The organism is Micromonospora sp. WMMD964 (assembly GCF_029581455.1).
Taxonomy (GTDB): Bacteria; Actinomycetota; Actinomycetes; order Mycobacteriales; family Micromonosporaceae; genus Micromonospora.
The window spans coordinates 5,436,946-5,449,223 of sequence record NZ_CP120860.1 but is presented as its reverse complement, the minus strand read 5'-3'; the positions used below and the strand labels follow the sequence as shown (position 1 = coordinate 5,449,223).

13 protein-coding genes are annotated in these 12,278 nt (G+C 70.3%); 6 read left to right on the top strand and 7 right to left on the bottom strand.

The window, feature by feature from the left end:
- Nucleotides 1-29 precede the first annotated feature (29 nt).
- Nucleotides 30-1,463 (bottom strand): extracellular solute-binding protein, encoded by a 1,434-nt coding sequence (locus O7616_RS24865; RefSeq protein ID WP_282304214.1) that lies wholly within the window; start codon nucleotides 1,461-1,463, stop codon nucleotides 30-32.
- Between the two features lie 392 nt (nucleotides 1,464-1,855).
- Between O7616_RS24865 and O7616_RS24860 the strand changes: the two genes are divergently transcribed.
- From O7616_RS24860 to O7616_RS24850, 3 genes are all read left to right on the top strand, one after another.
- Nucleotides 1,856-2,599 carry a GntR family transcriptional regulator gene (locus O7616_RS24860; RefSeq protein ID WP_282304213.1) on the top strand — a complete coding sequence of 248 codons (744 nt, stop codon included), beginning with the start codon at nucleotides 1,856-1,858 and terminating at the stop codon, nucleotides 2,597-2,599.
- A gap of 91 nt (nucleotides 2,600-2,690) precedes the next feature.
- Nucleotides 2,691-3,260, top strand: coding sequence for a DJ-1/PfpI family protein (locus O7616_RS24855; protein WP_282258486.1), 570 nt, complete (start codon nucleotides 2,691-2,693; stop codon nucleotides 3,258-3,260).
- Nucleotides 3,261-3,279: 19 nt separating this feature from the next.
- A complete protein-coding gene (locus tag O7616_RS24850; RefSeq protein WP_282304212.1) occupies nucleotides 3,280-4,101 on the top strand; it encodes an alpha/beta hydrolase in 822 nt (273 codons plus the stop codon).
- A gap of 110 nt (nucleotides 4,102-4,211) precedes the next feature.
- Here the strand turns inward: O7616_RS24850 and O7616_RS24845 are convergent, their stop codons facing one another.
- Entirely contained in the window at nucleotides 4,212-5,303 is a 1,092-nt protein-coding gene (locus tag O7616_RS24845) for a Gfo/Idh/MocA family oxidoreductase (RefSeq protein ID WP_282304211.1), read from the bottom strand.
- 63 nt (nucleotides 5,304-5,366) lie between these two features.
- Nucleotides 5,367-6,338 carry an aldo/keto reductase gene (locus tag O7616_RS24840; RefSeq protein WP_282304210.1) on the bottom strand — a complete coding sequence of 324 codons (972 nt, stop codon included), beginning with the start codon at nucleotides 6,336-6,338 and terminating at the stop codon, nucleotides 5,367-5,369.
- Between the two features lie 128 nt (nucleotides 6,339-6,466).
- On the opposite strand from O7616_RS24840, the gene O7616_RS24835 reads away from it, so the two are divergent.
- A complete protein-coding gene (locus O7616_RS24835; RefSeq protein WP_282304209.1) occupies nucleotides 6,467-6,988 on the top strand; it encodes a MarR family winged helix-turn-helix transcriptional regulator in 522 nt (173 codons plus the stop codon).
- Between the two features lie 15 nt (nucleotides 6,989-7,003).
- Here O7616_RS24835 and O7616_RS24830 read toward each other — a convergent pair whose 3' ends face one another.
- From O7616_RS24830 to O7616_RS24815, 4 genes are all read right to left on the bottom strand, one after another.
- Entirely contained in the window at nucleotides 7,004-8,047 is a 1,044-nt protein-coding gene (locus O7616_RS24830; protein WP_282304208.1) for a PHB depolymerase family esterase, read from the bottom strand.
- 69 nt (nucleotides 8,048-8,116) lie between these two features.
- Nucleotides 8,117-8,797: a GPP34 family phosphoprotein gene (locus tag O7616_RS24825; protein WP_282304207.1), complete on the bottom strand. Its 681-nt coding sequence runs from the start codon at nucleotides 8,795-8,797 to the stop codon at nucleotides 8,117-8,119.
- On the bottom strand, nucleotides 8,794-9,513 hold the full coding sequence (locus O7616_RS24820) for an ABC transporter permease (RefSeq protein ID WP_282304206.1): 720 nt from the start codon (nucleotides 9,511-9,513) through the stop codon (nucleotides 8,794-8,796). The genes O7616_RS24825 and O7616_RS24820 overlap by 4 nt, the downstream gene beginning before the upstream one ends.
- 26 nt (nucleotides 9,514-9,539) lie before the next feature.
- The gene (locus tag O7616_RS24815) at nucleotides 9,540-10,421 is read right to left on the bottom strand and encodes an ABC transporter ATP-binding protein (RefSeq protein WP_282258498.1); all 882 of its coding nucleotides are present in this window, start codon (nucleotides 10,419-10,421) and stop codon (nucleotides 9,540-9,542) included.
- Nucleotides 10,422-10,528: 107 nt separating this feature from the next.
- Between O7616_RS24815 and O7616_RS24810 the strand changes: the two genes are divergently transcribed.
- On the top strand, nucleotides 10,529-11,671 hold the full coding sequence (locus O7616_RS24810; protein ID WP_282304205.1) for a histidine kinase: 1,143 nt from the start codon (nucleotides 10,529-10,531) through the stop codon (nucleotides 11,669-11,671).
- Entirely contained in the window at nucleotides 11,668-12,270 is a 603-nt protein-coding gene (locus O7616_RS24805) for a response regulator transcription factor (RefSeq protein WP_282304204.1), read from the top strand. The genes O7616_RS24810 and O7616_RS24805 overlap by 4 nt, the downstream gene beginning before the upstream one ends.
- Nucleotides 12,271-12,278 lie beyond the last annotated feature (8 nt).

The window sequence follows — 12,278 nt, the reverse complement described above, 5'->3', positions numbered from 1 at the left end:
GTGATCGGTCTTCAGAGGTACGGGGCCACTCACAGTCCGCCGCCGCCCTTGCGGCCGCTGGAGTCGAGCACGCCCTGCTGCTCCTTGGCGATGTCGTCGAGCGCGTCCTTCGGCTTCTTCGCGCCGTTGAGAGCCGCGTTGACGTTGGTGTTCTCGATGTCGACGAGTCGCGCGTACTCGGGCACGTTCCACATGTCCCGCATCCGCGGGACCGAGTCGGCGTACACCTTGTTGAACGGCCCGGCGTTGAGGAACTCGGGTGACTGGATCGCGTCCGTACGCGACGGCACCCCACCGGCCGCGGCCCACTTCTTCTGGATGTCAGCCCGCTCGAACCACTTCATGAAGTTCAGGGCCTCCGCCTGGTTCGCCGCGGCGGAGTAGGCCGACACGTGCATCCCCATACCGCCGAGCGGGACCAGGTTCGTCTTCTGCGTCGGCAGGGTGGCGAAACCGAGCTTGTCGAGGATCTGCTCGCGGGTGGTGCCGAGCGTCGACTGCTTCGGATCGAGCAGACCGCCGCTCGCGGCGATCCAGTTGAACGCGATGCACGCCTTGCCCTGGGCGACCGCCGCGTTCACCTCGTCGATGAACCAGTTGCCGGAGCCCTTGGCGGTCAGCGGCTTCATCTTGTTGACCAGGACGTCCATCGCCTCTTGGCCCGCGGCGTCGTTGAGGACGCCCTCGATCTTGCGGTTCTTGGAGTCCCAGAGGTTGCCGCCGTAGACGCCGTTGACCGTGTTGTAGGTGACGGCCGCGGCGTCGGAGCCGTTGGCCTGGTGGAAGGCCAGACCGCTGACGCCGGGGTTGTCCGTCTGGCACTTCTCGGCGACTGAGATCATCTCGTCCCAGGTCTGCGGTGGCTTGTCGCCGATCAGGTCCTTACGGTAGATCATCGTCCAGGTGTCGCCGAGCAGCGGCAGTCCGTACAGGCTGGCGTTCTCGTCGCGTTTGCCGGTCTCCGCCTGGGGGAACTGGCCGTAGGCCGCCAGGAGGTACGGGTCGTAGGCGTTGACCTCGATGTTGTTCTTGACGAAGTCGGTGAGGTCGAGGATGTTGCCGTTCGTCACGGCCTCGCCGATGTGTTGCGAGTCCAGGATCGCGATGTCGAAGTCGGTCTTACGCGCGGCGAACTGGGTGAACATCGCGTCGTGCCAGTTCGCGTTCGGTACGGTGTTGACCTTGATGGTCGCGTTCGGCCGCTCCTTCTTGTACTCCGCGTTCGCGAAGGTCTCCAGTGCGTTGGCGGGCGGCCAGTCGAACCAGATGAAGCTGAGCGTCAGCGGGTCCTTGGTGAGCTCCGGGATGGTCGCCGGTGCCTTGGGGGCGCTCGCCTTCGCGCCGTCGTCCTTGCCATCGCCGCACGCCGCCATGGTCGTGGCGACCAGCAGCATGGCCGCCGTCGCCAGCTGGACCTTCCGACCGGGGGCGGATGTCCGTCCTGTTCGCTTCAATCGCCGCATATTCCTGCCTGCTTTCCGGGTTCGGACTTCTAGGGCCTCGCTAGGTGCTTCGCCGAGCAGTTGCCGGGTTGTTCAAGCGTGTTGCCGGGCTCTCGCGGGCGCGAGCCGCGGGCCGGCGTCACGAGTGCGCCGCGATGTGCCGGGTCCTCATGCCGTCGAGAAGTCCCTCGGTCCACCTGCGGCCCGGTGACGAACCGAGCAGGACGTCGAGCATGCTCATCGGCAGCCCCAGGTGATCGAGATGGAGCGATGGCGGCCGGTCCCGCGATGGTGCAGGATGGCGATCATCCGCCACGTTTCCTATACGATCGTGTGGGGGGCGTCAGCATGCCGCAGCGTTGTGACTGATGTCAATAGGCTCGCGAAGGCGCACGGAAGGACCTCACCTCACGATGGACGACGAAGCGATGACCACGCGGGGCCGTAGGGCCGTGCCGGGCGGAACGCCGCCGGGACGATCCGGCGGCCGGCTTGCCGACGAGGTGTACGACACGCTGCTCGGACAGCTGATGTCGCTACGGATCGAACCGGGCTCCCGCGTCACGATCGACGTCCTGGCGCGAGAGCTCGGGGTCTCGCAGACGCCGATCCGGGACGCCCTGAACCGCATGGAGGCCGAGGGTCTGGTCGTGCGTGTGCCGCACGCCGGCTACCGCATCCCTCCCCAGATCACCCGGCACCGGTTCGAGGACATGCTCGAGGTCCGCCTGCTCCTCGAACCGGCAGCGGCACGCCGATCCGCCGAACGCGCATCCGCCGAGCAGGTGGCCGGTCTGCGGCGGATGCTGGAGGAGATGGCGGAGTTGGAGGGGGGCAGCGGGCCCGCGGCGTACGGTGCCTTCGGGTTACGTGACGCCGCTTTCCACGATCTCGTCGCCCTGAGCGCGGAGAACCAGGTCATCCGGGAGGCGCTCGCGCGCCTGCACAGCCACGTGCACCTGTTCCGGCTGCACCACGACACCCAGGTCACCCACCTGGCCATGGCCGAGCACGAGGACGTCGTGGCGGCGATCGCCGCGCGTGACCCCGACGCCGCCGCCTACGCGATGCGCCGGCACATCCTGCGCTCCGGCGAACGTTTCCGCCGATTGTTCGATGAGGTCACCGAGGTGAATGGAGTGGCGGTAGAGGCTTGACGGGTCGGCTGGGTCGAGCGATGCTAACGCGATCGGATCAGATCGGATCTGATCGAATCCTCCCACCCGTCCCAGATGCGAGGAGAAGCAGGTGCCCAGAGCGCTGCTCCTGACCGGCGACGCCGCCGAAGAACTCGACACCATGTATCCCTACTACCGCGTGCAGGAGGGCGGCTGGGACGTCGACGTCTCGTCCCGGACGATGCGTGACGTGCAACTGGTCATCCACGAGTTCGACCCCAACTCCGACGCCTACGTGGAGAAGAACGGCCGGAAGCTGCCGGTCGACGTGCCCTGGGCCGACGTCGACGTCGAACGCTACGACGCCCTGATCATCCCCGGCGGACGTGCTCCGGAGTGGATTCGGGTCGACGCCGACGTCAGGCGCATCACCGAGCACTTCTTCGCGCGCAACCTCCCCATCGCGCTGGTGTGCCACGGCGCGCAGGTGCCGGCGGTCTACGGGCTGCTCAAGGGCCGGAAGACGGCGTGCTTCCCGCCCATCACCGGTGACATGGAGAACGCGGGCGCGACGGTCATCGACGCTCCCGACGTGGTGGACGGCAACCTCGTCTCCTGCCGGGGCTGGCCCGACATGCCGCAGTTCGGCCGGGCGATGATGGAGGTCTTCTCGAAGTCCGTCAGTCCCGCATCGGCATGAGCGCAGCTGGTCTGCCCCGGTGACGACACTTCGGACCGTCGCGGTCGACGGTTCCCCCGTCCACGTCCTGGAGGGCGGCACCGGGCCGGCGGTGCTGATGCTGCACGGCTCCGGACCCGGCACGACCGGGTCCGGAGCCTGGGCGACGACCGCGCAGGCGCTCGGCCCGTCCTGGCGCCTGGTGGCTCCCGACCAGGCGGGGTTCGGCCGCACACCGGTCCCGGCGGGCTCCAGGGGTGGGCTACGGCTGTGGACGGAGCAGGCCGCCGGCCTGATGGACGCCCTCGGCGTGCAGCACTACGCCGTGGTGGGTCACTCGATGGGCGGTGCCGTGGCGCTGGCGTTGGCCGCGGCGCGCCCCCAGCAGGTCACCCGTGTCGTGGCGGTCTCGACGATGGGCGCCCCCGGGGCGCCGCTATCCGCCGACCTCGACGCGATCTGGGCCGCCCCCGCCGGCCCGCTCGGGGCACGAGACATGCTGAGTCGCCTCGTCCTCGACCAAGCGCTCGTCACCGATGCGGCCGTCGACGCCCGGGCGACCGCGATGCGAGCGGGGGAGGCCGCCTTCGCGTCGTTGTTCCCGCCACCCCGGGCCCGTTGGAACGACGACCTCACCCTCTCGGCGCGGACGCTGGCCGAGATCCGCGCGCCCGTGCTGCTCGTGCACGGCGCCCAGGACCGAGTCACCCCGCTCGGGACGGCAGCCCAGCCCCTGCTGGAACACCTGGCCGACGTCCGTCTGCACGTGTTCGGCCGATGCGGGCACGTGCCGGCGATCGAGCACCCGCACGAGTTCCGGCACCTGCTGTCGTGCTTCCTCGACCGGGGCCGGGGTCACTGACCGCTGCGGCAGGTGCGCGGCCACCCGGAGGGGCTGCTTCTCGGCGAAGGCGCGCCGCGCACGTGCGCTCGGTGCGGCGGTACGCGCTCGACCCCCCACTCCCGGAACCGCTACTGGCGGGTGCCGGTTCGGGCGGCCCGCTCGACTGCGGCGACCAATCGGCTGTTGTGGGCGGCGTGCCCGAAGCCCGGCGTGTGGTGGGTGCCGTTGGCGATGTCGCGTGCCAGGCTGGCGTACACCTCGCCCACGTTGATGGACGCGCCGTTCCAGATCTCCGCGGCGGTCGGGCCGGTGCCGGTGGCGACGGGACGGTCGGGCGCGGTGAAGTCGACGCTCGACGACAGCGTGAGGTCGCCGACCTGAACGCCCGCAGGGTGGTTGCCGGTCAGTCTCAGCCAGCCGTCCGAGCCGCGGACCTCCAGACTGAAGGCGGCGTCCGTCGGGGGTACGCCGGCCAGGATCTGCACCCCCACGCTGGGGCCCGACGAGGTCTTGACGATGGCGTCGAGGTGGTCCGGCACCTCCCGGGTGGTGACGGCGCCGGTGTCCACCAGCTTCACCTCCGGCCACAGGATCTCCGTGCGCGCGTCGATCTCGGTGATGTCGCCGAGGACAGCCTCGACCACGTCCAGGACGTGACCCGCCGCGATCGTCAGGAAGCCGGCGCCCGCCGCGGCCTTGTCGAAGTACTCGTACGCGCTCACCGACTCGGGGCCGTTCCCGAAGGTCGTCGCGGCTACTCGCGCCGACAACAGCCGCCCGAGGCGCCCGGCCTCGATGATCTCCGCCGCTCGGCGCACCGAGGGGTTGAGTCGGCCCTGGAGGCCGATCGCGGTGTGCAACCCTCCGGCGGCTTCGGCCATCTCCTCGGTCTGCGCGACGCTGGCTCCCAGTGGTGACTCGGAATACACCGCCTTGTTCGCGGCGAGGGCTGGAAGCACGAGGTCGCGGTGGGCCGGGACCTTGACGGCCACGGTGACGAGGTCGATCGACGGATCGTTGATGAGGTCGAGCGGGTCGGCGTACCAGCGTTCCGCGCCGAAGGCTTCCGCGGCCGCGCGAGCACTCTCCTCGCGACGGGTTGCTACGGCGGCCAGGACGAACTGCGGCTGTGCTGCCAGCGCGGGGATGTGCGATGCGCCGGCCCAGCTCGCCTTCGTGTCCGCGCCGATGATGCCGACCCGAATCACCTTGTTCTGCATGACGTGCGGCTCCGTTCGATGAGGTGCGACCGGGGACCGGCCGCTGCGTGGTGTTCTGCTTTCTCAACCGTCGATCGCGTCCATGTCGGGCTCGGCGTGGCGCTCGCCGGACGCCGGCGTCAGGTCGTCCAGCCGGGCGATCTGGCCGGCGGTGAGTCGGGTCCCGTCTGCGGCGCAGTTCTCCTCCAGCCGGTCGACACGCCGGGTGCCCGGAATAGGCGCTATGCCTTCGCCCTGCGCGAGGAGCCAGGCCAGGGCGACCTGCGCGGGAGTCGCACCGGCCTCGTCGGCGATGTCGCGGACCTCGTCGACGATGCGCAGGTTGCGCGTGAGGTTGTCGCCGATGAACCGGGGGTTGGTACGCCGCCAGTCGTCTGGGTCCAGGCCGTCGAGCGAGCGGATGTCGCCGGTGAGGAAGCCGTGCCCGAGCGGCGAGTAGGGCACCAGGCCGATGCCGAGTTCCCGCAGCGTGGGCAGCACGTCCGCCTCGGGGTCGCGAGTCCACAGCGAGTATTCCGTCTGGACGGCGGCCACCGGATGGACCGCGTGAGCCCGCCGGATCGTCGTCGGGGACGCCTCGGAGAGGCCGATGTAGCGCACCTTGCCCGCGGTGACGAGGTCGCGCAACGCTCCCACCGTCTCCTCGATGGGGGTCTGGCGGTCCACCCGGTGCTGGTAGTAGAGGTCGATGTGGTCGGTGCCGAGTCGTCGCAGCGAACCGTCCACAGCGGCGCGGATGGTGGCCGGACTGCTGTCCGGACCCGGTCTGCCGGTGTGCGAGACGAGACCGAACTTGGTGGCCAGGGCCACCTCGTCCCGGCGGCCCCTGATCGCGCGACCCACCACCTCCTCGTTGACGTACGGCCCGTACACCTCGGCGGTGTCCAGGTGCGTGACGCCGAGGTCCAGAGCGCGCTGGATGGTGCGGATCGACCCGGCTTCGTCGTGGCCGGCGCCGGTGTAGTAGGCCGACATTCCCATGGCACCGAGGCCGATGCGGGAGACCTCGAGGCCGCCCAGCGAGGTGGTGTGCATCAGGTGGTCCTTCCGTGGATCGGCGGCCGGTTCGTGCCGCCGAGGAGGCACGCTCAGGCGAACTTGACGCTTCAAGTTCTACTCCCTTCAACTTGAAGCGTCAACAAATAGCTTGTATTGTGATCCACATGACGAAGAAGGAGGCGGAAAGGCCCAGCGGCCCCGTTGCCGAATCCCGGTGGTTGAGCGACGACGAGCGGGCGGCGTGGCTGGCCAACTCCGCGATCATGATCAGCCTGCCGGCTGCCCTGGACGCACGGATGCAACGCGAGTCCCAGCTGACCTTCTTCGAGTACATGGTGCTCTCGGTTCTCTCCGAGGAACCGGAGCGCACCATGCAGATGAGCCGCCTCGCCGCTCGTACGGCCGCGTCGCTGTCCCGCCTGTCACACGTCGTCGAGCGGCTGGAGAGGCGCGGGCTGCTCGCCCGGGCCCGGGTCCCCGGCCCCGGCAGACGCACCAACGCCGTGCTCACCGACGTCGGCTACCAGGCGGTCGTGGCTGCGGCGCCGGGGCACGTCGCGGCGGTTCGGGAATACCTGATCGACCAACTCGAACCGCACGAGCTGGCAACGTTGACGCGCATCGGCACCGCGGTCGAGGCCGCCATCAACCGCCCCGCGGCACCGCCCGGGACGGCCGCGCGGTAGCCCCGGTGGCCGGCCTCATCGCATCGGATGGCGCTCGGCGAACTCCCACACGATCGCGCTGGCGTCGGGGCCGGCGTGATCGGTGTAGCGGCCGTCGCCGTCCGGGCCCGGCCACGCGTGCCCCATGTCCTGGACGCGGTACGCCTCGACGACCGACGAACCGTCCGGTGCCGTGATCGTCGAGTGCGTGTACGCGTGCCGACCCTCGGTGGCCGGCACGGACACGGTCTCCTCGGTCGGGGCGAGGCTGCCGTTGGGCAGCCCGTCGTCGACGAGATCGCCGACCGCGGTCCAGTGGGCGACGAGGCGGGTGGCGACCAGGGGCGGCACGACCTCGTCCCGCTCACCCTGGATGATCAGCAACGGCACCCGGCGAGCCCGCTCACCCATCTGGGCCCAGGCCTGACGTGCCGTGTCCAGCGGTGGCGTCGCGTCCGGGTCGTCCGGGTCGACCTGGTTGAGGCCGCACTCTCCGCCGGCCACCGAGGTCACCGTGGCGAAGACGTCGGGGTGGGTCGCGGCGAGGATGACGGCGGTCCCCGCGCCCGACGAGGCTCCGGCCACGTGCACCCGCGCGGGATCCGCGTCGTACTCCTCGACCACCTGGCGGGCGACACCGGCGAGCAGCGCGGGTTCGCCGGTGTGCCGCTGTTGGTCCCGGGGATCGGCGGAGTTCCAGCAGGCGATCACGTTGCGGGAGATCAGTTGCGTGGGATAGACGACGATGAAGCCCTCCCGGTCGGCCAGGCGGTTGAACTGCGTCGTGGACTTCATGGAGTTCCACCCGTAGCCGGTCATCGCGCAGCCGTGGATCGCCATGACGACCGGCAACCCGGCTTTTTCGTCCTGTTGGGGCGGAACGTGGACCTGGTAGCGCTGCGACCCGGCAGCGCCGTTGTAGACGTGGTTGCGGTCGCCCTCGCCCAGCTGCCAGGGCAGGCCGAGTTGAAGACCGGCGACGCCGACGCTGACGGCGGCCACGACGGTGACGAAGATGCCGGAGACGATCCGGAGCCATCGTCGTCGTGGACGACGCGGCGGGTGCGGCGGTGCGGTCACGCGGGCCTCCACTGCGGTACGGCATCCACGTCGGACGGATGTCCTGGCCGGTTCCTGTGCACCAGGGCCTCAGCCCCGGGGAAGCACAGAGATGGCCACGACGGCGCTGTTGACGACGGTGGCGGTCACGGTTCGGGTCACGGCTGCCCCCGCTGCCTCGGCGCCCCAGTCGCCCCGCTCGAGCTCCTTGGCTCGGCTGATCACCGGTGACGTCCACGGGATCTCGCGGTGGAACTGCGGGAGAGTCCCGCTCGCCGAGAGCAGCGCCGCGAGCGCGGCGACCCGGGCCTGCGGCTCCGCACCGTCCACGAGGACCCGCCGGACGTCGGCGAGCAGGCGGGACCGGCGTTCGGTCCGGCCGTCGCGCAGCGCCGTCGTCCGGAACAGGCCGAGCACCTTACGGGGCTCCTGGTCGATGTCGCCCCGCGCGATGAGCCGCTGCAGAACCGGCTCTCGCAGGGTGGGACCGATCGCGGCCAGTGCCGTCTGCACCCCTCGGGGTTTCTCGGCGAGGTAGTCCCACGCCCGGCGCAGGAGGCCGTCCGACGGCGGGTGACCGGCGACGCTGCTGACCCGCTGCCGGTCCGTCGTGGTCAGGTGCTCGCCGAGGGCGAGGTCTGCGAGGACGGCGCCGCCGAGGACGTAGAAGAGGGTGTTCTCGCCGGCGATGGTCCCGGATGCGGGTTGGAACAGGAGCAGGAGGAGGTCTTCGACGAGGGTCGGGGCGTCCGACCGGGGTTCGGTGGTCATCGGCGGGGCTCCCAGCGGAAGAGTCGGGTGGCGAGGGCGACGGCGATGACGACCCAGCCCAGCGTGGGCGCGAGCAGGAGCAGGGAGTCGATCACGGCGACGCCGCCGTTCCAGGCGTTCATCGTCAGCTCGGTGGCCGCTCCGCCGGGCAGCAGTCGCTTGAGCCAGGCGAGGTTCTCGGTGCCGGAGATGCCGACCCAGCTGGCCACGGCGATCACACCGAGGGTGACGGGCAGGGTGGTGACCTGGGCGTGCTCGGGGGAGTTCGTCAGCCCGGCCGTGGCCAGCGCCAACCCGATCATCATGGCCACGGTCGCGAGGACCGCCACCACCAGCAGGGCGACGTTGTCCGGCCCGCCGGCGACCACGGCCAGGGCGATCAGGATCGCGGTCACCTGCACCACGGTCAGCAGGAGTACGGGCAGCAGCAGACCGGCGAGGATGCCGGCGTCACCTTCGGCGGTGGACCGCAGCCGCTTGAGGAAGAGGTTCTGACGGCGGGACGCCAGGGTGGTGACGGCCGTGGCGTAGAGCCCGAAGGCGGCCACGGTGAACAGCACGATCGCGGCGATGTACCCGAGGCTCCCGATGGCGGCGTAGGTCTCGTGCTGACGGACGAAGAACGCGGACACCGCCGCCGGGATGATGAGGCTGGTGATCAGCACCAGCCGGTTGCGGAAGATCTGGATCAGTTCGCTGGACGCGATGGACAACACGGTGACGGGCCTCTCGGAAGAACGAATCAACTGTTGATGGCGCGGAACACGTCGTCGAGCCGGGTCGGTCCCGCCGCCAGGTCGCGCAGTTCCACGGCGTGGTCCTGCGCCCAGCCGAGCAGGAGGTGCAGGTCCTTCTGCAGTTCGAAGGACTCGACGGTGACCTTCCCGTCGGCGTCGACGACCGCCTGCAGCGGTAGCGGCGGGACCGGCGCGGCAAGGGAGAAGCGGATCACGCCGGGCAGGGTGCGGGTCAGCTCGGAGACGGTGCCCTCGCGGTGCAGGGTGCCCTCGTGCATGAGCCCGATCCGGTCGGCGCGCTGCTGCGCCTCCTCCAGGTAGTGCGTGGTGAGCACGATCGTGGAACCGTTCTCCCGCAGCCGGTCCACGGTCGCCCAGACGGCGTCGCGGGACTGGATGTCGAGGCCGGTCGTCGGCTCGTCCAGGAAGATCAGCTCCGGGGTGCCGTAGACCGCGGTGGCGAAGTCCAGCCGCCGCTTCTCCCCGCCGGACAGCTGGGCCACCTTGCGGCCGGCGCGACCGGTGAGGTCGACCACGTCGAGCACCCGGTCGACGTCGTCGGCGCGTCGGGTGAGCCGGCCGACCAGGCCGACGGACTCCCGCACGGTGAGGTCAGGGGAGAATCCGCTCTCCTGGAGCATCACGCCCATCCGGGGACGTACCGCCCGGCGGTCGGCGGGGCTGTGCCCGAAGACGCGTACCGTGCCCGACGTCGGCTTCCGGTGCCCCTCGACGACCTCCAGGGTGGAGGTCTTCCCGGCGCCGTTGGTGCCCAGCAGCGCGTAGAGCTCTCCGGGCCGTACCTCGAAGGAGAGGTCCTTCACGGCGTGGAAGTCGCCGTAGGTGAGGTTCAGCCGTTCGACTTCGATGACTGGTGTGGTGGACATGCACCAATGACAGCGCGGGCGCGGCCGTTCCGTCAGTGGCGCCATGTCACCACCCCATGTGACGCGGTGTCACTGGTCGCCGCCTCCGGCTGCCCGATACTGGTCTGGTGACCGCCAGGCCGCCGCGCTTCACCGAGTCGACGCAGGGAAGGCTGCGCCGACTCAACCTCGCCACGTCGCTGCCGCCGGTGGTGTTCGCCGCGGTCGTCCTGGTCTACACCGACGCGCGTACCTGGTGGCACGTCGTCGTCCTGGCGCCGGGGGCCGTGGCGGCCCTGGTGGCCTTCGAACGGTGGACGGCCAACGACCTGGCCCGGGTGGCCCTGCCCTGCCTGGTCGTGGCGGGAGCGGTGTGGCCGCTGGGGGTCCTGGTGACCGGCAGCCCCAACGCCTACTGGGGGTTCTGCGCGGTGGGCTCGCTCGCCATGCGCGAGGTCCGGCGGCACCGGAGACTGGCGCTGACCGGGCTCTTCGCCTACGTCGCCGCCGTCGGCGCGGCGCGGCTGCTGGTGCAGCGGGACGACATCGGTCACGTCCTGGTCACCTACGTTCTCATCCCGACCGTCCTCACCGTCATCGTGACGGTCTTCACCATCCTGGGCGAGCGGTTCTTCGACCTCATCCGCGAACTCGAACAGACCCGGGAGCGGGAAGCGGAACTCGCGGTGATCCGCGAACGCGTCCGTTTCGCCAGCGACCTGCACGACATCCAGGGCCACACCCTGCACGTGGTGAAGCTGAAGATCGCCCTGGCGCAGCGGCTGCTGCTCCGCGACAGCGCCCGCGCGGAGAAGGAACTGCGGGAGACGTACGCGCTGGTCAGCGACACCATCGCGCAGACCAAGGAACTGGCGTACGCGCAACGGCGGCTCAACCTCACCGCGGAGATCGAGAACGCGAAGAACCTGTTCGAGGCCGCCGGCATCCGGGTGCGGGTGACCCGGGAGGCCGAGGTCGACGCCCGCGTCGGCGAACTGCTCGGTCAGGTGCTTCGCGAGACCACGACCAACATCCTGCGGCACGCGCAGGCCTCCCAGGTGCAGATCACGCTCTCCGAGTCGAGCATCACCATCGTCAACGACGGCGTGACCGCCACCTCGCCCCCCGAGCTGCGGGGGCTGGCGGCACTCCGGCAACGGGTGGCCGGCGACGGAGGGGAGCTGACCGTGGAACAGCAGCAGGGACGCTTTCGGACGGCGGCGACGTTCCCCGTCGTGCGTGCCGGCGCGGAACGGGGTGACGGCCGATGACCACGATCGTGCTCGCCGACGACGAGGCGCTGCTGCGGACGGCCCTGGCCGCGCTGCTGCCGATGGAGGGCGACATCACCGTTCTCGCCGAGGCGTCCGACGGCCGGACGGCCGTCGAGGCCACTGTGCGGCACGAGCCCGACGTGTTGGTCATCGACCTGGAGATGCCGGGCGTGGACGGCCTGGGCGCGGTCGCCGAGATCCGGCGTACGCGCCCGGAGCAGGTGGTCCTCATGCTGACCCGGCACGCCCGCCCCGGCGTGCTGCGTAAGGCGTTGAAGCTCGGTGTCCAGGGCTTCGTCAGCAAGTCCGCCGAGCCGGCGCACATCTCCTCCGTCATCGCCACCCTGCACGCGGGCAAACGCTGGATCGACCCGGACGTGTCCGCGCTCGCCGTCACCGAGGACAACCCCCTCACCGACCGTGAGGCCGACGTGCTGCGGGTCACCGGTGAGGGCTACTCGGTCGCCGACATCGCCGCACGCCTGCATCTCGCGCCCGGCACCGTCCGCAACTACCTCTCCAACGCGATGCGCAAGACCCAGACCCGGACCCGCCACGAAGCGGCCCGCTACGCCCGCGAACACGACTGGCTGTGACCGGTCCG

Coding starts and splice junctions, on each gene's coding strand:
- O7616_RS24805 (WP_282304204.1), top strand. CDS start 11,668: ATGACCACGATCGTGCTCGCCGACGACGAGGCGCTGCTGCGGACGGCC.
- O7616_RS24825 (WP_282304207.1), bottom strand. CDS start 8,797: ATGACCACCGAACCCCGGTCGGACGCCCCGACCCTCGTCGAAGACCTC.
- O7616_RS24845 (WP_282304211.1), bottom strand. CDS start 5,303: ATGCAGAACAAGGTGATTCGGGTCGGCATCATCGGCGCGGACACGAAG.
- O7616_RS24835 (WP_282304209.1), top strand. CDS start 6,467: ATGACGAAGAAGGAGGCGGAAAGGCCCAGCGGCCCCGTTGCCGAATCC.
- O7616_RS24815 (WP_282258498.1), bottom strand. CDS start 10,421: ATGTCCACCACACCAGTCATCGAAGTCGAACGGCTGAACCTCACCTAC.
- O7616_RS24840 (WP_282304210.1), bottom strand. CDS start 6,338: ATGCACACCACCTCGCTGGGCGGCCTCGAGGTCTCCCGCATCGGCCTC.
- O7616_RS24865 (WP_282304214.1), bottom strand. CDS start 1,463: ATGCGGCGATTGAAGCGAACAGGACGGACATCCGCCCCCGGTCGGAAG.
- O7616_RS24860 (WP_282304213.1), top strand. CDS start 1,856: ATGGACGACGAAGCGATGACCACGCGGGGCCGTAGGGCCGTGCCGGGC.